The organism is Halopseudomonas pelagia CL-AP6, from assembly GCF_000410875.1.
In the GTDB taxonomy this organism is placed as follows: domain Bacteria; phylum Pseudomonadota; class Gammaproteobacteria; order Pseudomonadales; family Pseudomonadaceae; genus Halopseudomonas; species Halopseudomonas pelagia.
In genome coordinates this window covers 131691-153326 of sequence record NZ_AROI01000002.1, presented here as the reverse complement: position 1 = coordinate 153326, position 21636 = coordinate 131691, and the positions used below count along the sequence as shown (strand labels likewise).

Annotated in this window: 17 protein-coding genes; 9 read left to right on the top strand and 8 right to left on the bottom strand. The window is 58.8% G+C overall.

The features are described from left to right. The first annotated feature begins 139 nt into the window (after positions 1-139). The 3 genes from K787_RS0100880 (at position 140) to K787_RS0100870 (ending at position 2563) form a co-directional block, all read left to right on the top strand. Positions 140-532 carry an acyl-CoA thioesterase gene (locus tag K787_RS0100880; protein ID WP_022960890.1) on the top strand — a complete coding sequence of 131 codons (393 nt, stop codon included), beginning with the start codon at positions 140-142 and terminating at the stop codon, positions 530-532. 79 nt (positions 533-611) lie between these two features. Next, positions 612-1187, top strand: coding sequence for a TRAP transporter small permease subunit (locus K787_RS21815; RefSeq protein WP_022960889.1), 576 nt, complete (start codon positions 612-614; stop codon positions 1185-1187). 2 nt (positions 1188-1189) lie between these two features. Further along, entirely contained in the window at positions 1190-2563 is a 1374-nt protein-coding gene (locus K787_RS0100870) for a TRAP transporter large permease (RefSeq protein ID WP_028614459.1), read from the top strand. A 10-nt stretch (positions 2564-2573) separates the two neighbouring features. Here K787_RS0100870 and K787_RS0100865 read toward each other — a convergent pair whose 3' ends face one another. The 6 genes from K787_RS0100865 to uvrD all read right to left on the bottom strand — a co-directional run bounded on the left by K787_RS0100865 (position 2574) and on the right by uvrD (position 11797). Beyond that, positions 2574-3683 (bottom strand): cytochrome-c peroxidase, encoded by a 1110-nt coding sequence (locus K787_RS0100865; protein ID WP_022960887.1) that lies wholly within the window; start codon positions 3681-3683, stop codon positions 2574-2576. Beyond that, on the bottom strand, positions 3683-6097 hold the full coding sequence (locus K787_RS21810) for a TonB-dependent receptor plug domain-containing protein (RefSeq protein ID WP_161785929.1): 2415 nt from the start codon (positions 6095-6097) through the stop codon (positions 3683-3685). The genes K787_RS0100865 and K787_RS21810 overlap by 1 nt, the downstream gene beginning before the upstream one ends. Before the next feature lie 315 nt (positions 6098-6412). Beyond that, a complete protein-coding gene (gene lepB, locus K787_RS24190) occupies positions 6413-7282 on the bottom strand; it encodes a signal peptidase I (protein WP_022960885.1) in 870 nt (289 codons plus the stop codon). Between the two features lie 104 nt (positions 7283-7386). After that, the gene (locus K787_RS0100850) at positions 7387-8298 is read right to left on the bottom strand and encodes a hypothetical protein (RefSeq protein WP_152486764.1); all 912 of its coding nucleotides are present in this window, start codon (positions 8296-8298) and stop codon (positions 7387-7389) included. A 59-nt stretch (positions 8299-8357) separates the two neighbouring features. Then, on the bottom strand, positions 8358-9458 hold the full coding sequence (locus K787_RS0100845; protein ID WP_022960883.1) for a TRAP transporter substrate-binding protein: 1101 nt from the start codon (positions 9456-9458) through the stop codon (positions 8358-8360). A 155-nt stretch (positions 9459-9613) separates the two neighbouring features. Continuing rightward, positions 9614-11797, bottom strand: coding sequence for a DNA helicase II (gene uvrD / locus K787_RS0100840; protein WP_022960882.1), 2184 nt, complete (start codon positions 11795-11797; stop codon positions 9614-9616). Positions 11798-12076: 279 nt separating this feature from the next. On the opposite strand from uvrD, the gene K787_RS21800 reads away from it, so the two are divergent. Further along, entirely contained in the window at positions 12077-14902 is a 2826-nt protein-coding gene (locus K787_RS21800; protein ID WP_022960881.1) for an EAL domain-containing protein, read from the top strand. A gap of 9 nt (positions 14903-14911) precedes the next feature. Here the strand turns inward: K787_RS21800 and zwf are convergent, their stop codons facing one another. Next, positions 14912-16360, bottom strand: a complete 1449-nt coding sequence (gene zwf / locus K787_RS0100830; protein WP_022960880.1) for a glucose-6-phosphate dehydrogenase — start codon at positions 16358-16360, stop codon at positions 14912-14914. A 109-nt stretch (positions 16361-16469) separates the two neighbouring features. Between zwf and hexR the strand changes: the two genes are divergently transcribed. Together hexR and K787_RS0100820 are read left to right on the top strand one after the other, a co-directional pair. Then, on the top strand, positions 16470-17345 hold the full coding sequence (gene hexR / locus K787_RS0100825; RefSeq protein WP_022960879.1) for a transcriptional regulator HexR: 876 nt from the start codon (positions 16470-16472) through the stop codon (positions 17343-17345). A 39-nt stretch (positions 17346-17384) separates the two neighbouring features. After that, positions 17385-17663: a peptidylprolyl isomerase gene (locus K787_RS0100820; protein ID WP_022960878.1), complete on the top strand. Its 279-nt coding sequence runs from the start codon at positions 17385-17387 to the stop codon at positions 17661-17663. Positions 17664-17694: 31 nt separating this feature from the next. Here K787_RS0100820 and K787_RS0100815 read toward each other — a convergent pair whose 3' ends face one another. Continuing rightward, positions 17695-18033 carry an ArsR/SmtB family transcription factor gene (locus tag K787_RS0100815; protein ID WP_022960877.1) on the bottom strand — a complete coding sequence of 113 codons (339 nt, stop codon included), beginning with the start codon at positions 18031-18033 and terminating at the stop codon, positions 17695-17697. A gap of 53 nt (positions 18034-18086) precedes the next feature. Here K787_RS0100815 and K787_RS0100810 point away from each other — a divergent pair, with 53 nt between their 5' ends. The 3 genes from K787_RS0100810 to K787_RS0100800 all read left to right on the top strand — a co-directional run bounded on the left by K787_RS0100810 (position 18087) and on the right by K787_RS0100800 (position 21633). Next, complete coding sequence (locus tag K787_RS0100810) at positions 18087-19175, top strand: NADH:flavin oxidoreductase/NADH oxidase (protein WP_022960876.1); 1089 nt, start codon at positions 18087-18089, stop codon at positions 19173-19175. Positions 19176-19339: 164 nt separating this feature from the next. Beyond that, a complete protein-coding gene (locus K787_RS0100805; RefSeq protein ID WP_022960875.1) occupies positions 19340-19885 on the top strand; it encodes a cytochrome b in 546 nt (181 codons plus the stop codon). Between the two features lie 158 nt (positions 19886-20043). Further along, on the top strand, positions 20044-21633 hold the full coding sequence (locus K787_RS0100800) for an ABC-F family ATPase (RefSeq protein ID WP_022960874.1): 1590 nt from the start codon (positions 20044-20046) through the stop codon (positions 21631-21633). Positions 21634-21636 lie beyond the last annotated feature (3 nt).

The following is a 21636-nucleotide window of genomic DNA, read 5'->3' as shown; positions in this document are numbered from 1 at the left end:
ACGGCGGGGCACTGCGCGGCAGACAAAGATTGAGACGCAGCCCGCAATCCCTTACCATAGCGCTGCTTTGCGAATGTCAACAATCATTCACCGCATGAGTGAAGACAACAAATACAACAGACCATTATTCGAGTAATCCATGCACGAATCAGACAAGGATCCGCTGCCCAAGGGCGAGCTGGCGCTGAAGATCACCGCCCTGCCCCGCGACGGCAATAGTTTTGGTGATATTTACGGCGGCTGGCTGGTATCGCAGATGGACATCGCCGGCTCCAGCAGCGCGGCGCGTATAGCTCGTGGCCGAGTCGCGACGGTCGCCATCGACCGCATGGGCTTTATGGTACCGGTGCCCGTCGGTGCGCAGCTGGCCTTCCATGCCCATGTGCTGGACATCGGTCGCAGCTCGGTGAAGATGCTCGTCGAGGTCTGGAGCGAAGATCTGGCCCACGACGAAAGCCGCAAGGTGACCGAAGCGATATTCGTGTTCGTCGCCATTGATGATCGTGGTCGCACGCGCATTATTCCGTCCTGAGACGCACCGCGTTTACCCGGTGTAGTTACCCTGCCCTGGCTCTGATTGCCGGGGCACTTCTATTTGGAACACCCCTGCCATGCCCGCTCGATTTGCCTCCAGCTGCCTGATCATTGCCCGTCTGATCGATACGCTCAACAGCCTAATAGGCCGAGTGCTGAGTTGGCTGACCCTGGCTATGGTGCTGCTGACGGTGTTCGTAGTGGCGATGCGCTACGGCTTTGACCAGGGTGCTACCGCCACCCAGGAGTTAGTGATGTATTGTCACGCTCTGGTGTTCATGGGCGCCGCCGCCTGGGCCCTACAGCGCGACGCCCATGTGCGGGTAGATATCTTTTTCCGCAGCATGCCGCCCCGTCGGCAGGCGTTGGTCGACCTGACCGGCAGCCTGATCTTCCTGCTGCCCATGTGCCTCTTCCTGGCCTGGAATTGCTGGGATTATGTGGCGGTCTCCTGGGCACGCAATGAACGCTCAGCCGATGCCGGTGGCCTGCCCTGGGTGTATTGGCAAAAGAGCATCATCCTGCTGCTGGTCGGCAGTCTGCTACTGCAAGCGCTGTCACAGATCATCAAAACCGCCTGCGTCATTGCCGGGGTGCTGCCCACTCATCTGCCCAGCATCCCTGTGACTGAACAAGCAGGAGAGCATCTGTGAGCCTGCCGGAATTCATGGCCATCGGGCTGTTTATCTGCCTGTGCCTGACATTGATGCTGGGCTACCCCGTGGCCTTTACCCTCGGCGGTCTGTCGCTGTTGTTCGCTGGCGCTGGCGTGCTGCTCGGCGTTTTCGATCCGAGCTTCTTCGGCGCCCTGCCCAGCCGGCTGTTCGGTACCATGAACAATCAGACGCTGCTCGCGGTACCGCTGTTCGTTTTTATGGGCGTGATGCTAGAAAAATCCCGGGTTGCCGAAGACCTGCTCGAATCCATGTCGCGCCTGTTCGGCGGGTTGCGCGGTGGCTTGGCTTTTTCGGTCTGTCTGGTCGGCGCACTGCTCGCCGCCAGTACCGGCATCGTTGGCGCCACCGTGGTGACGCTGGGGCTGCTGGCGCTGCCGACCATGCTCAAGCGCGGCTATGATCCGGCGCTAGCAACCGGCACGCTCGCCGCTACCGGTACCCTGGGGCAAATCATTCCGCCGTCCATCGTGCTGGTGCTGCTCGGCGATGTGCTGTCCAACGCCTATCAGCAGGCGCAGCTACGTATGGGCATCTTCTCACCGAAGACGGTCACCGTTGGCGATCTGTTTATGGGCTCGCTGCTGCCCGGCCTATTACTGGTTACGCTGTACCTGGTCTATCTGGCGCTGGTCGCCTGGCGCCAGCCGAGCAAACTGCCGGCCATGAGCAAGGAAGAACGCGGAGAATTACACATTGGTCAGCTGATTGCGGCACTGTTTCCGCCGCTGTTGTTGATACTCGCCGTGTTGGGCTCGATTCTCTGGGGTATCGCCACGCCCACCGAGGCCGCCGCCGTTGGCGCTGTGGGGGCGACCTTGCTGGCCATTGCCAAACAGCAATTGACGCTCAAGCGCTTGCGTGAAGTGACAACAGCGACCACCGATATCAGCGCCATGGTCTTCATGATCCTGATCGGTGCCTCGATTTTCTCGCTGGTGTTCCGCGGTTTTGGTGGCGAGGACATGATCCACGGCCTGTTCAAGCAACTCCCCGGTGGTCTGTTTACCGCGACATTGCTGGTCATGCTGGTGATCTTCCTGCTCGGCTTTATTCTCGATTTCATCGAGATCACCTTTGTTGTGGTGCCGATTGTCGGCCCGGTGTTGCTAATGATGGGCCTGGACCCGATCTGGCTCGGCGTAATGATCGCGCTGAATTTGCAAACCTCATTCCTGACGCCGCCGTTCGGCTTTGCGCTGTTCTACCTGCGCGGCGTCACGCCACCCAGCGTACCCACCGCAGCGATCTACCGCGGGGTTTTGCCGTTCATTGCCATACAGATTCTGATGCTGATCATAGTCGCGCTGTGGCCGGGGCTGGTTACCTGGTTGCCGGGGCTGTTGGCGCGTTAATTATTGGCCGCTATAACGCATCCAAAAACGCCAGCAAAGCCGCAATCTCGAGACGGTTCAACTCCAGCGGCACCAGCAGTTCTGATGTCTGCGGGAAATTGGGATCGTTGTCCTGATCCGGCCCTGGTTTCGGGCGGGGCATACCAGCGTTGTACATGTTAAGCACTCCGCGTAGCGGGAATAACCCGTTATGCATCCAGGGACCGGTGCGTGCCACCTGCCGCAGGCTGGGCGTGCGGAACTTGCCGATGTCCACGGGGTTGCCGGTCACTTCATGGCGGCCCCAATCCTCGTATTTGTTCCGACCATAATAGGTCATCCCCAAATTGTGAAACTGGCGGTCACTGAGCGCTGCGCCGTGGTGGCAGGTCATGCAATGGCCTTTGGTGCGAAACAGGTGCAAGCCATGAATCTGCTGGTCGTTCAGAGCCTGCTTGTTGCCGCGCATAAAACTGTCGAGACCGCTGCGCTGGGGCAACAGACTGCGCTGAAAATCAGCCAGCGCGAGGGCGAGCTGCGCCTGGGTGATGGGGCCGGGGCCATACACAGCGGCAAAAGCTGCGGGATACTGGCCGTCGGCGTTCAAACGCGCCAGCGCTTCAGACACCGAGAACGCCATTTCTATTGGGTCCTCAATCGGGTGCATGCTTTGTTCTTCCAGCGTTTTGCTGCGACCATCCCAGAAGAAAGGCCCGAGTAGAGCGCTGGTGGTTATCGCCGGGGAGTTACGGCGCCCAATCAGTCGATCATGGCCGAAGGAAAAGCGCCGGCCGTCGGCGAAGCTCTCTGACGGCTCATGACATGAGGCGCAGGCGATCTGCCCGGAACGAGACAGCTGCGGGTCCATGAACAGCTGTTCCCCGAGACGCGCCCGCTGCGGATCGTATTGCCCCTGGGCCAGCCACTCGGCCCGGGTGGGCAGTGGCGCCAGCTCCTGCCACGGACCTCCGCCCATGATGATCGGCTGCGGCCATTGCTTGATGTCCTGCTCATAAAGCGTGCGCAAACATTGGGCGAATTGCTGGTCGCGCAATTCGGCGCAGGGCTCGGCGCTGGCAGTTAGCGGCAGGTTCAGCAGCATAACGGCCACACCGCAGCGCAGCAGGCGTGACCGGCACATCAAAAGCGGTATCCGACTTCCGCCATGAATTGCCGCCCCACCTCATATCCGGAGCTGGTGTTGCTGGCACTGCTGGTAATGCGCTTGTTCAGAACGTTGCTCACGTCCAGGTTGACGAATAATGCCTGGTTGCCGCTGAACGGCTGCTCCCAACCGATGCGCGCGTCCCAGGTCAAAGCCGAGCCGTAGTCCTGTTCCATCCACTCGCGCAACAGCTCGCCCTGATATTCAATCCGCTTGCCGGTGCTGGCAACACGCCGGTAGCCGGCGCGATGCCGAAGGAAGTTGGTCCAGGTCAGGTTCCATTTCGGAATGACGGTGGTCGTGATCAGGCGCGCGGTCCAGGGACGGTTGTAATTCTCCGCCGGGCGATCGGAATAGCGCATGACGCTGCCATCATACATGATCAGCGGGTCATCGACCCAGAGCAGTCCGATACTACTGGTGTAATCATTGAGTCCCGAGCTGTTGATATCGCTCCAGTCAAAGACCAGCTCGGCGGTGGTCCAGCTACTGAGCGTTTGGAACGGGAACTGCGGTGCGACGCTTAATGACCATATCTGGCTGTCACTCTGGCCGCCATTATAATAGGTGTAGTAGTTGGACTTGAGCGTATCGGTGTCCTCGGAAGGTTGGCCAATCTGCGAACCCCAGGCACGGGAGACCTGGTCCCGCGCCTTGCGCTCAACATATTTCAATGTGAAGAGGGTGTCCCAACGCAGATGGCTGAGCGCCAGCGACAGTTCGTCATTGTAGGGTATATCCAACTGGCTGAAATTGCTGCCAGCCGGTGACCGCGCACCGGCAACCCAGGGTGAGCTCTGATCTTCGCGGCTATAGCTGACCTCCATTTGCTCCAGGGATTCGCGCAGACGGTAGGTATACAGATTTCGGCCGTAATACCGATTCGCCCCTGCAGTAACCAGTGTCTCGCCGTCCCCCAGCACATCCAGCACAGCGGCCAGGCGTGGGGAGACCGTGGTCTGGTCCATGTAATTATCGCTGTCGATGCGTACACCGGGGCGCAGGCTCAAGCGCTTGTACTGCATCTCGTCCTGCAAATAGAACGCCCATTGGGTAGTGGAGAAATCCACGCCGCCGGCTTCCAGCAGGTTGTAGCTAGACACGTACTGTCCCGGCCAGCCGTTGCTGGTGTTCCCGATGGAGCACCAGGGATCACCTGGGGCGCACCAGTCGGTGGACGCAAGGTTCTGCAAGGAATTACTGTAATAGGGCTGCAGCCGCTTGAAGTGCACGCTACTCTTTTCGAGTGCGACGCCCGTCTGCAAATGATGACTCACTGGGCCTGTCTGGAGCGCATTCCAGTGGATATCACCCTGGTAGCTGATGCTCTTCTGGCCCTGCTCAATGTCGCCAAACCCACCTTCGGAGGCAACCACAGTACTGCTCCAGTCATTCGAATCGGACCGACGCCAGACGCGCATGTAATTCGCCGCCGAGTCACGGGAGTTTTCCAGGTCGCTCCAACCCAGCTTCTGGCTGATCAGGCCCACCGGCGCTTTCCAATCCAGAGACAGATTGATGCTTTCACCGCCAGCCCGCGTCACGCGGTAAGAGTTCAGCGCGTTGCTGCCATAGCCGCGATCCTCCTCCGGAGCTTGAGTGACCGAGGCGCGCAGGCGCAGGTCTGGGCTGATATCCCAGACGCCCTTGAGAAAGTAGTTGTCGATCTCGATTTCCCGATCCGGTTGCTGATTAGCCACCGGGGTGTCATGCGTCAGACCGAACACCCGGGTGGGGATGGTCGAGGTCTTGCGTGAAAAGCTACCGAGCAGACCGAAGTTATCGGTCAAGTAACCTTCCAGGGTGGCACGGGTAATGAGCTTGTCGAACTCGGGTTGGTTGCCGCTGCCAACGGCTGCCTCGAACTCATCCAGATCCGGATCGTTCTCATCCAGGTGATACTCGGTCCACTCTGAGCGGGACATCTGCACTGATAGCTTGCCGGAAAACTCCCGCTTCGGATCGCGGGTTTTTGCATCCACCACCCCGCCATTGAAGCCACCGAAGGAGGCCGGCACGTTGCTGTCGTAGACAGTGATTTTTTCCAGCAGGTCAGTATCGATCGCCAAACCCTGGCTGCGCCCGGGCAGCGCGTTGGTAGTGTTTGCCGTGTTACCAGGGTCAAGATCATTGTTCATGCCCATGCCGTCAAGGGTGAACAGGTTCTGCCAGTGCGGCTGGCCGTTAATACTGATATTGGCTGGCGAGATTTCCCCCGGGGTCTTGCTGCTGAGCTGGCTGTTGTCAAACTGCACCGCCGGATTGGTACGCAGCAGACTGGTGATATCGCCGTTGCCGGCCGGCATACCCTCGATCTGATCCCGCTCGATACTGCGTGCGCCTTCATAATCCTTGCGCTTGCCCTTTACCAACAAATCCCCGAGCTTCAAAGCCGATGCAGTGTGTGTAACATCCGACTGCTGCTTTTCAGCCTGCTGTTCGGGCTGGTCCGCCACGGAATGGGGTGATAGACAAAAGAGGGAGACAACAATAGGACACGCAGCAATAACACGTGAATTTCGACTTGGCACAGGGAACTCCATCGGCAGGATAGGCAAACCAACGAGCTCTGGAACGCAGCCTTGAGCTCAGCAACCCGTGCCGGGAATTATACTCATATAGCAATGATTATCAACCGCATGCGAATAACGAGGTCCACTTTTGCGCAGTACCAGCCTCGAAGCTCTACCGGGGAGTGCTTCGGCTCAGTCGATCACCAACACCACCTCGCCGATAATACTGGCACTACTGACCGAGCCCCAATGGCGACTGTCGGATGAGTCGTCACGGTTATCGCCGACAAAGAAGTAGTGATTGTCAGGCACGCTAAAAGTGCCGGTCACCGGTGACACCGGCTGGCGCAGGTGGCGGATGCGATAGGTTAGCGCGCCTAACGTTTCGGTAAGTAATTGCTGCTGTTCATCCGTCGACTCCAGTTGCACCGCCAGCGCTTGCCCGTTGACCAACACCGCCTGTTCGGTAAATTCCAGCCGGTCCCCGGGCAAACCGAGCAGCCGTTTCACATAGGGCACGTTCAATTCTGGATGCAGGAACACATACATTTCGCCGCGGCGCATCTGTCGCGGGTCGCTCACACCCGGTGTCAGCAGATTGATCCCCAGACTACCGTAATGGCCAAAGCCAAGCTTGCGCACCACAATGCGGTCGCCCGCTTTCAGGGTCGGATTCATCGACGCCGATGGGACGGTAAAAGGCTCGTAAAGAAAGCTGCGCAGCGCAAAGATGCCCATGACCACGCACAGGTACAGCGCTAGAGATATCCACCAGCGCGCATACCAGCCCCGCGCCTGCTGCCGGTCATAGCGGCGGATCAGCCACCAGGCATGCAGCGGACAGAACACGCTCAACAGCAGATTGAAATAGCCGACCGCCCAGTAGAAATCCGCCGCCAGCGCGCCAATCGCCACCAGCAGATAGACGACAAAAAGCCGCGGCCGATTGATATAGAGGAATACAAAAGGTTGCAGCACCACACCCAGCACGAGCGCAACCCAAACCCGTGGGGTCCAGGCGGCAGCGGGCCTGGTTTCAGCGATAGGAACAAGTTGGGTCAAGGTCTCACCTCGGTTAACGTCCGGGTTTAGACCGGCTATTTATGCAGTTGTTGCACTCTCAAGCAAATGGGCTAACCCAACCAATGTTCCTAGCGCCGGCCCGCTCAAGGGACGGCAAAAAACAGTTCCTCGCCCTGATGCAGTACGACCGGCACCACGGGTGGGTAAAGCGGATTTTCCGATCCGACAAAAATATAAGCCCACTCCGGCAGTTCGGCACTCAATCGTTGATAGAAGGCGTTAAGGTCAAACTCGGCCAGCGGCTGTGTATCCATGCGGTACCACTGCCCCTGCCCATCGCCGACCTCCAGATACTGCGCCGTCAGCCGACGTAGCGTCAGATGATGAGCCTTAATAAGCGGCGTGAAGGACTCCGCTTCGCCATGACCAGCTACCTCAGGCGTCTGCACGCGCTGCATTTGGCCACCTAGACTAAGCGTTGGATCTTCCCGGCTGGTAAAGGCTCCGTCCAGAATACACGACCAGTCCAGACATAACGGCCCCTGCACGCGTAGCACCCGATGGGTACTCTCTATGCCCTCTGCGGACTTGTCGATCCACTCGAAAGGCTCGGTCTCATAGCCCTGCGGCAAGGCCCGGGTGGCAGCTTGCTCGACAATCTCCGACCAGGCAAGCTGCGCGGCGAGCTCATGCTCGGCATGGCTGGCCGGCAACCAGGCGATCAAGCCGATGCCGGCTCGACTGTACAGCGTGGGGTCAGTGCGACCGCTGACGCTCATAAAAGCTGCTTGCACCGGATAGCTTACTGGCTCCGCTCGGCCCACGTTCAGCGGTGCAAGCTCCTGCACCAAGGCCGCTTCAGCCGCCACCACCAGCGCAGCTCTATCGTCAACCGCCGCCGCCGGCACCCGCAGATCATGCAGACCTTCTACCTGCCCGGCGGCCAGCATCACGCGCATCGCGGTGGATTCGCGCTCCTGGGGCTGCAGCCGCTCAAAAGCAGCACAACCGGTCAGCACTATGGCAAAGCCGATAACAGCGAAAAACGTCTTCAAGAAATACTCCACATGATCTGTAAGCCCGCAGTGCGGGAACATGCTAATTTTGCCTGCCATCAACCACGCAAATCGTACATGCTCTTCTCACTGAGCGCGTGATAGGCCCAGACCTTTTCCCGAAACGCTTCCATCGAATCCCAGACCTGCCGATTCAGCGCGTCGGCGTTGGCCGTATCCTCAAGCACCTCCTTGGACAACTCTCGTAGACGATCAAGCACCTCGTCTGGCAAGCGTCGCAACTGGACCTTGTGCTCGTTGACCAGCGTATCCAACGCCTCGGCATTGCGCCGAGTATATTCGTCCAGCATGTACTGATTGGTCGAGCGCGCAGCTTCGCGGACGATGCCTTGCAAGTCCTTGGGCAACTGTTCAAAGGCCTGCTGATTGATGCTTAGCTCCAGTACGGCACAGGGTTCTTGCCAGCCGGGATAGTAATAATATTTGGCGGCCTGGTGCAGACCGAAGGCCAGGTCGTTGTATGGGCTGACCCAATCTGTTGCATCGATCACACCATTCTGCAAGGAACTGAAAATCTCACTGCCGGGCAGATTGACCGTGGTAGCGCCAGCCCGCGCCAACACTTCTCCGCCAAAACCGGGCATACGAATTTTCAGACCGCGCAGATCATCCAGGCTGTTGATCTCCTTGTTGAACCAGCCGGCCATCTGCACGCCCGTGTTGCCACAAGGTAAAGGCAATACACCCATGTTGGCATAAGCCTGCTGCCACAACTCCAGCCCACCACCTTCATACAGCCAAGCGTTCATTTCCTGGGCGTTCATGCCGAAGGGCACAGCAGTGAAGAACGGCGCAGCTGGGCTTTTGCCCTTCCAGTAATAAGCAGCGCTGTGGCCCAGCTCGGCGGTGCCGCTGGACACCGCATCGAACACTTCCAACGCCGGCACCAACTCCCCGGCAGCAAATACCTGCACACTCAGCCGGCCGTTGGATAGCGTATTCACGGTTTCGGCGAACCGCTGCGCGGTGGTGCCCAGACCCGGGAAGTTCTGCGGCCAGGAGGTGACCATTTTCCAGCGCAAACGCTGTTCTGGTTGGGCCGGGTGCTCGGCGGTCGTGGCGGTTTGGTCGGAGCAAGCGCTAAGGGCAACAGCACCCAGGCCGAGACCGGCGGCGGTAAGGAGTTGGCGGCGTTTCATTATGGTTCTCTGGTAATAGTAATGTGAGTCGGGTGTGACTGGGTCAAGGTCAAAAAGGTTTCCCGCGTTCGCGGGAATGGCGAGATTGTGCGCGGGAATGGCGGTCTGGGTGAAGCAACATGCTGGTCGCTACATCGTGCATATCGCCTTGAGGACTATAGCGGCTGCAGCTTGGCATAGGACACCATCAACCATTTGCTGCCTTCATCGTCGAAATTGACCTGTATACGTGCCTGTGCGCCCTGCCCTTCATAGTTGAGGACCACCCCTTCGCCAAACAGCGCGTGCATAACCCGCTGGCCCAGCGCGAAACCGGTGCTTTCGGTGGCGTCGCTCTGGAACAGGCTACTCTTGCTTGCGTTGCCAGGACCGAAGGGGCGGCTGACCTGGTTGCCCATACGCACTTCGCGAATCAGCTCGGAGGGAATTTCACGAACGAATCGCGAGACCTTGTTGAAGGTCTCGCTGCCATACAATCGCCGCGTTTCGGCCCAGGTAATCACCAACTGCTGCATCGCCCGGGTAATACCCACGTAGGCCAGACGCCGCTCCTCTTCCAGCCGGCCCGGCTCTTCCAGGCTCATCTTGTGCGGAAACAGACCCTCTTCGACACCGGCGAGAAATACCAGCGGAAACTCCAGACCCTTGGCGCTGTGTAGCGTCATCAGTTGCACGCTGTCTTCAAAGCGGTCGGCCTGGGTTTCCCCGGCTTCCAGCGACGCATGGGCGAGAAACGCCAACAGCGTATCGCCTTCCGCTTGCTCATCAGCCTGGTCGTTCTCGAACGTCCGCGCAGCGGATACTAATTCCTCAAGGTTCTCAATCCGTGCCTGGGCCTTCTCGCCTTTTTCGTTTTCGTGAAAACGCAGCAGCCCGCTGTGTTCGATGACCTGCTGGGCCATGCTGTAAAGCGGCACCCCTTCCACGCGTACGGTAATGTCTTCGATCAGCAAGCAGAAAGCCTGAACCGCATTCGCCGCACGACCAGGCAAGCCCTTGTTGTCGAGCAGATCACAGGCCGCTTGCCACATCGACACATCCTGCTGGCGGGCATGCTGGCGCAGGCTTTCGATGGTCTTGTCACCGATGCCGCGGGTCGGCAGGTTGATGATGCGCTCCAGCGCGCCATCGTCGCCGCGATTGGCGACCAGGCGCATATAAGCCATGGCGTTCTTGATTTCCGCACGCTCGAAAAAGCGCTGGCCGCCATAAATCCGATAAGGCACGGCAGCACGTAACAGCGCCTCCTCCAGCACCCGTGACTGGGCGTTGGAGCGATACAGAATGGCAATCTCGCTGCGGTTCATGCCGTCGCGTACTGCCTGATCGATACGCTCGACAATAAACCGCGCTTCATCCTGCTCGTTGAACCCGGCATAGAGTGCGATCGGCTCACCCTCTTCGCCGTCGGTCCAGAGTTCCTTGCCCATGCGCCCGGCATTCTGGGTGATCAGCGCATTGGCGGCGTTGAGGATACAAGCGGTGGAGCGGTAGTTCTGCTCCAGGCGGATCAGTTCGGAATTCGGGTAATCACGCTGGAATTGATGAATATTTTCGATCTTGGCACCGCGCCAGCCGTAGATTGACTGGTCGTCATCCCCCACTACCATCAGGCTCGGCGTTTTGCCAGCGATCAGGCGCAGCCAGGCATACTGTACGGCGTTGGTGTCCTGAAATTCGTCCACCAGCATATGTTTGAAGCGCGCCTGATACTGCTCCCGCAGCGCATTGTTGTCGCGCCACAGTTCCAGTGAGCGCAGCAGCAATTCGGCAAAGTCGACCACGCCGGCCCTGTTACAGGCCTGCTCATAGGCCTGGTAGATGCGCAGCATGGTGGTTAGAAACAGATCACCGGCAGGTTGGATGTGTTGCGGACGCAGGCCCTCGTCCTTTTGGCCGTTGATCCACCATTGCGCCTGGCGCGGCGCCCACTGGTTCTCGTCCAGCGCCAGCTCGCGGATGACCCGCTTGACCAGCCGCAGCTGATCGTCGCTATCGAGAATCTGGAACTGCTCGACCAGGCCGGCTTCCTTCCAGTGCGCGCGCAACAGCCGGTGCGCCAGCCCATGAAAGGTGCCCACCCACATACCCTGCGGGGAAATACCCAACAGTTGTTCGATGCGATGACGCATCTCATGGGCGGCCTTGTTGGTAAAGGTCACCGACAGGATGCTCCAGGGCGACGCCTTCTCGACCTCGACCAACCAGGCAATGCGATGCACCAGCACGCGGGTTTTACCAGAGCCGGCACCAGCCAGTACAAGCTGTTGGCCAGGCGTTGCGGTCACGGCTTGGCGTTGAGCGTCATTCAGGGAATTGAGCAGATGCGAGATATCCATCGGCGCATTCTACCAGCCACGGCGGCAAAGCCGGAAGGATTGACGGAAAAGCCCTGCCCAGAGCCATTCTTTTGTTGTTTTTTAAGGAGTTGGGGGCTGTGACAGGCGTCCGCTCTGGTGTAAGGTGATGTTTCAGGTATGTCGCATTGTCGACTGAATGCGGCCCTAAATCGATAACAAGAAACGCCCAGCGTTCCAGAGGAACTGCGTCACATGACGTTTCCCCCATTACCAAAACCAGTCGTAAACCGGCAGGACCGGCGTATCCGAGAATTGGATATGCTGTATGAATACTCCCGTCTCCCGCAATGGCTGATCATGCTCAGCGCCCTGGTTATTTCCAGCCTGGTGTGGGATATCACCCCGCGCAGCACATTACTCAGCTGGCTCGGTGTAGTTGCAGTTCTGATCCTGTTGCGCAGCCTGTTGGTGCGCCATTATCGCCAAGCAGCGCCTTTGTCTCGCCTGCGTTTGCGCTGGACGCTGCTGTTTTACCTCGGCAACCTGGCCTCGGGCTTTTGCCTGGCGTGGGTCCAGCTGAGCCTGGTACCCCTGGACAACTTCACTATCCAGGCACCGGCCTACGGTTTGAGCACCGGCGTGGGCTTGTGCGTGAGCATCATTTACGCCAGCCGATTTATGGCTTTTGCCACTTTTGCGCTGCCCGCCTGGATACCGCCGATCCTCTATCTGTTGACCCAGAGTGATCCGACCAGCATCTATTGGGGCATGATGGGCGTGACGCTGTTCGGCTGCCTGCTGCTGGGCGCCGCTTTCATCAATCGCTCAGGCAGCATGGCAATGCGTGCCAATGCGCGCAGTGAAGCCTTGGTTGCCGGCCTGGACGACTCACGCCAGCAGGCGGAGGCGCTCAACCAGCAACTGACCCGCGAGATACAGCAGCGCCGCCAGGCCGAGCAACGTCTGCGCGAGAGTCACACCGAGCTAGAACAACGCGTCTCCCAGCGCACAGTGGAGCTGCAACAAGCTGGCGAAGCGCTGCAGGCCAGCGAAGCCCAACTAAGCCTGGCGCTAGACGCCAGTCAGCTGGGCTTGTGGGATTGGGATCTGACCACGGACCGGGTCTACCATTCCCATGTGCATGAAATCTTCGGACTTGAGGAAGACGCAGTTACCTCGATGTTGGACCATCTCAAGCCCCGCCTGCACCCCGATGACGCGCCCCTGGTGCGTGACACCTTGCTCAAGCATATGAAAAAGCAGATTCCGTCATACCGCATCGAATATCGGGTCAAACATGCCGACGGTAGCTGGATCTGGGTCGAGGACAGCGGCCGTGCCGTAGCGCGCGATGAGCAGGGCCGGGTGTTACGCATGATCGGCACCCGCCGCGACATCAGCGCCCGTAAGCAGCAACATGAGCAGGCTCAGTTAGCTTCCACCGTGTTCCAGGCCACCGCCGAAGGTATATTCATTCTTGATCCGGACCTGAATATTCTCTCGGTCAATCACGCCTTCAGCGTCATTACCGGTTACGCGCTCGAAGAAGCCGTCGGCCATCCAATCTACGATCCGGTGGTGCAGAGCAAGAATCAGCAATCGCTGGAAGACCTGAAAAATTCGCTGCAGACCACCGATCGCTGGGAGGGCGAGCGGATTGGGCAGCGGCGCAGCGGTGAGCTATACCCACAGTGGATGCAGCTAGCCGTAGTGCGCGACAGCAGTGGAACCATTACCCATTATGTGGGTTTCTTTGCCGATCTTAGCGTGCACCGGCAGACCGAAGAGCAGTTGCATTACCTGACCACCCATGACGCCCTTACCCAACTGGCCAATCGCAACATGTTTACCCAACAGTTGCAGGAAGCCACCTCCAGGGCGCGCCAGAATGGCAGCACACTAGCGCTGATGCACGTGGACCTGGACCGCTTCAAGTACATCAACGATACGCTGGGCCATAAAGTCGCCGATGAGCTGCTGCAGCAGGTCGCGATGCGCCTGCGCGACTTGACCCCTGAAAGCGACTCTCTGGCGCGTCTATCAGCAGACGAGTTCGTCATCATCATCGACCAGGGTTGCCAGCGCGAGCAGCTTGAGCACCGCGCCAACCAGGTGCTGGAGGTACTGCGTCAGCCGATCACGATCGCCGAACACGAACTGATCGTTACCGCCTCCGTTGGCCTGAGTCAATTCCCGACCAATGCCCGCGACAACCTGCTGCTGATCACCCAGGCCAACCAGGCGATGCAGCATGCCAAGCATTTAGGTGGCAACAGCTTCCAGTTCTTCACCGACAATTTACAAGCCTACAGCCTCGACCGACTGCAACTGGAAAATCAGCTGCGCAAGGCCTTGGAGGAAGATCAACTAGTGGTCCATTACCAACCCAAACTGCATCTGGCGACTGACCAGATCCGCGGCGCTGAAGCACTGGTCCGCTGGCAGCACCCCGAGCGCGGGCTGATCATGCCGGGGCATTTCATTGAAATAGCCGAAGAAACCGGCATGATCATCGCATTGGGCGACGCTGTTCTGATCAAAGCCTGTCAACAAGCCGCTCTGTGGTACCACGAGGGTCCTAAACCGATAACCGTGGCGGTCAACCTGTCGGTACAACAGTTACGCCAAAATCACTTCGCTGCGCGGGTTGCGCAGATTCTTGAAGCGGCTGACCTGCCGGCGAAAATGCTCGAGCTGGAGCTGACCGAAAGCATGCTGTTGGAACACGTGGACGCGGTCGCAGAAAATATCGCTGCGTTGCAGAAGATGGGCATCAAGCTGGCGATTGACGACTTCGGCACCGGCTATTCATCGCTGGCTTACCTGAAACGCTTCCCGATCACGACCTTGAAGATTGATCGCGCCTTTATCAGTGAGCTGGATGAGCGCAGCGAACAGGATGAACACAGTGAAGACAATACTTCTCATGATGCAGCGATCGTTCGCGCGATCATCGCCATGGCCCATAGCCTGAGCTTGAACGTGGTGGCCGAGGGCGTAGAAGAGGCCGGACAATTGAGCTTCCTCAAGCAACACGGCTGTGATGAAGTGCAAGGTTATCTAATCAGCCGCCCGCTCACAGGGGCCGGCTTAACTGGCCTGCTGCTGGAAAACAGCGAAACCCAGCCCACGCCTCAGGTATGACTGGCTAACTCAGCGCTCATCCAGCCAGGCGTGGCCGAGCCGATCGAGCAAACTGTCAGCGGCCTCCGGGCCCCAACTGCCTGCGGCATAACGCTTGGGTGAGCGATAACAGTCCTGCCAGCCCTGAATGACAGGATCAACCCAGCGCCAGGCGGCTTCTATCTCATCGCGACGCATAAACAGCGTAGCGTCCCCTTCAATCACATCCAGCAGCAACCGCTCGTAAGCATCCCAACGGCGGCGTTTGAAGGCCTCGGCAAAATTCAGGTCCAACTCGACTTTCTGCAAGGCCATCCCGCGTCCGGGAGTCTTGGCCATCAGCGACAGGCTGATGCTCTCGTCGGGTTGCAGGCGGATCACCAGCCGATTGCAGGCTGGCTGGTCAATGCCGCCGAACAGGCGGTAGGGAACCGATTTGAACTGGATGACAATTTCCGACTTACGCTGCGCCAGCGCCTTGCCGGTACGCAGATAAAAGGGCACACCGGCCCAGCGCCAGTTGTCCACCTCGACCTTGAGTGCCACGTAGGTTTCGGTGTTGCTGTCGTGATCAACACTTTTCTCGAAGTAATAGGCGGGCAGTTTTTCACCCGCTCGCTCGCCATTGGAGTACTGACCGCGCACGGTGCTGTCCTGCACATCCATGCCCGTGATGGGGCGCAGCGCCTCCAGTATCTTCAGCTTTTCATTACGCACAGCCTCGGGCTCGAAATGTACCGGCGCCTCCATCGCCACCAGGCACAGCAGCTGCAACAGATGGTTCTGGACCATGTCGCGCATCGCACCGGCATGGTCGTAATAGTCACCACGGTTCTCGACCCCGACCGTTTCCATTACGCTGATCTGCACATGATCGATATGCGCGTTGCGCCAGAGCGGCTCGAACAAGGCATTGCCAAAGCGTAGCGCCAGCAAATTTTGCACCGCCTCCTTGCCCAGATAGTGATCGATACGGAATACCCGCGCCTCGTCGAACACGGCGCCAATACCGTCGTTGATCTGGTTGGCGGTTTTCAGGCTTTCGCCAAGCGGCTTTTCCAGCACGATGCGTGAGCGGCCATCCGTCAGGCCAACCGAGGCCAGGTGCTTGGCCGTGGCGGCAAACAAGCTGGGGACGGTGGCCAGATAGAACACTCTAGCGCGATCAGATTGCCCCCCCAGGGCTTTGGCCAGCCGCGGAAATTCCACCCGCTGGCTGACATCCAGACTCATGTAGTCGAGACGCTGGGCGAAACCCTCCCAACTGTTCTGATCAAAATCCCCCTGGGCAACATATTGACTGACGTGCCGCTGTACCAACTGAACATAGGCAGTCGTCTCATGGCGTGCACGAGCCAGTGCCAGAATGCGCGTTTGCGGATGCAGGTGGTTATCTCGATGCAGATAATAAAGCGCTGGCAGCAGCTTGCGCAGGGCCAGATCACCGGTCCCGCCAAACACTACAATGTCACAGGCCATGCTGTGTTGCGAAGGCACAAGCTCTCTCCCGATCAAGGCGGACACCGGGTTTTTGTAGTATAACTACAAGAACCGGTCTTCCAGACCCTCAGACTAACATGAAGCCAACGTGAATTTGCTCCAGCATATTGCCGCCAGCCGCCCCCTGCTCCGCAAGTCCGAGTTGAAGGTCGCCGATCATGTCCTTGCCCAGGCTGCACTGGTCATGCACTCGTCCATGGCCGATCTCGCCCGCGAGGTCGGCGTGAGCGAGCCGACTATCGTGCGCTTCTGCCGCGCCATAGGCTGTACCGGTTTTCAGGATCTGAAACTGCGTCTGGCGCAGAGTTTGGCGGCTGGCGCGAGCTTCGGCCAATTTTCCATCAGTGAAGACGACAACACCGATCAGCTCTCACACAAGATTTTCGACACGACCTTGGCAACCTTGATGGATGTGCGTGAGAGCCTCGACCCGCTGCGGCTGGAGCAGGCGATTGCCGCATTGAGCGTAGCCCGCCGCGTGGAGTTCTATGGTTTTGGCGCGTCAGGCGCGGTGGCCAGCGACGCGCAGCACAAGTTCTTTCGCTTGCAGGTGTCCACTGCCGCCTACTCCGATCCGCATATGCAGGCGATGTCTGCGGTAACCCTCGGCCCGCAGGACGTGGCAGTAGCCATTTCACAGACCGGACGCACCAAGGATCTACTGCATTCCGCCGCGCTGGTGGCAGAAACTGGCGCCACCCTTATCTGCCTGTGCCCGAGCCAGACGCCCCTGGCCGAGCTGGGCAGCATTCATATTGCCATTGATGTGACTGAAGACACCGACATCTATACGCCCCTATCGTCACGCATCGCGCATCTGGTGGTGATCGATGTGCTGGCCATGGGCATGGCTATGCGCCGAGGACCGGAGCTGGTCAACCATCTGAAAAGCGTCAAACGCAGCCTGCGAGGCCTGCGCTTGACGCACAAAGCCGGACAGCGTGTCGCCGACAGCCACGACTGACGCTTGAACCAACGTTAAATCAGCCCGGAGACAAGAACGATGCCCATCGCCATGGCCCGCCATATTCTGGTCAAAACTGAAGCGGAAGCCATTCAGCTGAAAAAACGTCTGGCCGCTGGCGAACCCTTCGATCTGCTGGCCAAAAAGCATTCAACCTGCCCATCGAAAAAGCGCGGCGGGGATCTCGGCGAGGTCAAACCTGGGCAGATGGTCCGGGCCATCGACCAGATCATCTTCAAAAAACCGCTAAAACAGATTCACGGCCCGGTAAAAACCCAGTTCGGCTATCACTTGGTACAGGTGTTTTTTCGCGACTGACCCACGAGCAGGTCGAGGCACTTCAAGCGGGCTAGGCAGGGTGCGAAAGAATGGCATCCAGCAGCCCTGGGAAGCGCGCATCCAGATCAGCCCGGCGCAGGGAGTTCATGTGGGTGGTACCCACACCTTGAGTCATCACCAGCCCGGCGTCACGCAACACGCGAAAATGGTGGGACATGCTCGATTTCGGTCGCCCTCCATCCAGTTCGCCACAGCTCGCTTCAGGCACCCCCGCCAAGTGGCGAACGATCTCCAGGCGGACAGGATCACTCAATGCGTAGAGCACGCGCTCAAGTACAAAATCATTCACAGCGGGATGTTTGAAAGGTCGCATGGCGGAATAATACACGCCGATTTGCCATTCATCCATAGTTCCAATATTATCGAACAACTGAACAAGCGCTTACGTCCATTGGAGATATCATGTCCGCACTCTTCCAGCCCTTCACTCTGAAGGATGTCACCCTACGCAATCGCATCGCTGTACCACCGATGTGCCAATACTCCGCGACCGATGGCCTGATCAACGATTGGCATCAGGTCCACTTGGCCGCGCTGGCACGCGGTGGCGCTGGCCTGGTCATCGTCGAGGCCACAGCAGTGGCCCCAGAGGGCCGCATCACCCCTGGCTGCGCCGGCATCTGGAACGACCATCTGGCACAAGCCTTCGCCCCGGCGGTACAGGCGATCAAGGCGGCCGGCTCGGTGCCCGGCATCCAGATTGCACACGCCGGGCGCAAGGCCAGCGCCAACCGCCCATGGGAAGGCGATGATCATATTGCCGAGGACGACGCCCGAGGCTGGCAAACCATCGCGCCTTCGGCCATCCCGTTCGGCGCGCATTTGCCAAAAACACCTGAGGCCATGACGCTAGATGATATCGCCCGGGTGCGTGATGACTTTGTCGCCGCTGCCCGCCGCGCTCTGGAAGTCGGTTTCGAGTGGCTGGAACTGCATTTTGCCCATGGCTATCTGGCTCAGAGTTTCTTCTCCGAGCACAGCAATCAGCGCACAGACGCCTATGGTGGCAACGCCGAGAATCGCGGTCGCTTCCTGCGCGAAACTTTTGCTGCCGTGCGGGAGGTATGGCCTGCGCATCTGCCACTGACTATCCGCTTTGGCGTACTGGAATTCGATGATCGCGACGAACAAACGCTGATCGAGTCGATCGATCTGACCAAACAGCTGAAAACCGACGGCCTGGACATGATCAGCGTCAGCATCGGTTTCAGCATTCCCGATAGCAAAATCCCCTGGGCACCCGGTTTTATGGGCCCGATTGCCGAGCGTGTGCGCCGCGAAGTGGGCATACCGGTGTCTTCAGCCTGGGGCTTCGGTGAACCGCATATTGCTGAAAAGGCCGTCAAGGACAACCAGCTCGACGTAGTGATGGTCGGCAAGGCACATCTGGCTAACCCGCACTGGGCCTATCTGGCCGCACGCGAGCTGGGTATCGATAAAGCGTCCTGGACCTTGCCCGCACCCTACGCGCACTGGCTTGAGCGCTACTGAGCAACGCTCGCTAGGTGGCTACTCAGCCACCTAGCTCAGCTCTGAACCGCCGTGGAGCCTTCTGCACCGGCCTTGCCAGCCACCCTCCCCGTAGACGCTTTGTCGGTTCGATGTTAATTTGTGGCGCTTATTGACCTCACAGTTACTAGGGAGAATCAGCGCCAATGTCTTCAGTCGTAAAAGATTCGCAGCAGCGTTACGGGTTAGTCAGCCGAGCACTGCACTGGGGCATGGCAGCATTATTGGCATGGCAGTTTTTTACCACGGTGGTGCGTGTGCTATTGGAAGATTCTGCACTCGACGAATTTGCCTGGGGCACGCACAAAACCGTTGGTACGCTGCTGATGGCGCTGATTGTCTTGCGCCTGCTCTGGGCCCTGGCGAATCGGCTTGAGCGGCCGCCTTCGCTGAACCGGATGGCGCTGCTGGGGCATATGGCCCTGTATGCGCTGATGCTGGTGGTGCCCACGTTCGCGCTGCTGCGCCAATATGGCTCAGGCCGTGAGTTGACGGTATTGGGTTGGCAACTGATGCCCGGATTCGATGGCAAGCTCGAATGGATGATGACACCAGCCAATCTGCTTCACGGCTGGCTTGGCTGGATCCTGCTGGCGATGATCGTCGGGCATGTGGCAATGACGTTTTACCATCGTCGTAGCGCCACGCAAGAGGACGTTCTACCCCGCATGGTGGGCAAACTGCGAGACTGAGCAGCAGCCTACTGCCTCTTTCCCTGCCTGGCCGTCGTCCGACGGCCAGCTCTGTCACTTATGCGGTATAGCCAGTACAATATGCGGCCCGCTTTACTGCTGCGCTCGATTAGCGCCCCGTCTGCGGCCACTCCATTTGCTCTTCGCAGGACTCTATTGTGATCTCCACCGCCAATATCACCATGCAATTCGGCGCCAAGCCGCTGTTCGAGAACGTATCTGTCAAATTTGGCGGGGGTAACCGTTATGGTCTGATCGGCGCCAATGGCTGCGGCAAGACGACGTTCATGAAAATTCTTGGTGGTGATCTTGAACCATCCGGTGGCCAAGTCATGCTTGAGCCCAACGTGCGCCTGGGTAAGCTGCGCCAGGATCAGTTTGCCTACGAAGATCACACAGTGCTGAACACCGTGATCATGGGCCATGAAGAACTGTGGAAAGTGCATGCCGAGCGCGACCGCATCTATTCCCTACCAGAAATGAGTGAAGAGGACGGCATGAAGGTGGCCGACCTGGAAACCGAATTCGCCGAAATGGACGGTTACACCGCCGAATCGCGCGCTGGCGAATTATTGTTGGGCCTGGGTATTCCGCTCGAGCAGCACAGCGGCCCGATGAGCGAAGTCGCGCCCGGCTGGAAGCTGCGCGTGTTGCTGGCCCAGGCGCTGTTTTCCAATCCGGAAGTGCTGCTGCTGGACGAGCCTACCAACCATTTGGACATCAACACCATCCGCTGGCTGGAAAGCATACTGACACTGCGCAACAGCACCATGATCATCATTTCTCACGACCGGCACTTTCTCAACAGCGTGTGCACGCACATGGCTGACCTGGATTACTGCGAACTGCGGCTGTTCCCCGGCAACTACGATGAGTACATGATGGCGGCAACTCAGGCCCGCGAGCGCCTGCTCTCAGACAACGCCAAGAAGAAGGCGCAGATCGCCGAATTGCAGACCTTCGTCAGCCGCTTTTCCGCCAACGCGTCGAAAGCCAAGCAGGCCACCAGCCGCGCCAAGCAGATCGATAAGATCCAGCTCGACGAGGTCAAACCCTCGAGCCGCATCAGCCCGTTTATCCGCTTCGACCAAACCAAGAAATTGCACCGTCAGGCCGTGATCCTGGACAAGGTCAGCCAGGGTTTTGATGGCGAGACGCTGTTCAAGAACCTGAGCCTGCAGATTGAAGCCGGTGAACGCGTGGCCATTATCGGCCCCAACGGCATCGGTAAAACCACGCTGCTACGCACGCTGGTAGGTGAAATGCAGCCGCTCAGTGGCTCGGTGAAATGGGCCGAGAGCGCAGACCTGGGCTATTTTGCCCAGGAACATGCCGATGACTTCAAAAACGACTGGACCCTGTTCGACTGGATGACCCAGTGGACCACTGGCGGCGAACAGCTGGTGCGCGGCACCCTGGGGCGCATGCTGTTTTCCAACGATGACATTCTCAAATCGGTGAAAGTCATTTCCGGTGGTGAGCAAGGTCGCATGCTGTTCGGCAAGCTGATCCTGCAGAAAGCCAACGTGATGATCATGGACGAGCCGACCAACCACCTGGATATGGAATCCATCGAAGCGTTGAACCTGGCGCTGGAGAACTACCCCGGCACCCTGATCTTCGTCAGCCACGACCGCGAATTCGTCAGCTCGCTGGCCACGCGCATCATCGAACTGTCGGAAAACGGCGTGACCGATTTCAACGGCAGTTACGACGATTATCTGCGTGACCTGGGCGTCGCCGTCTGAGCG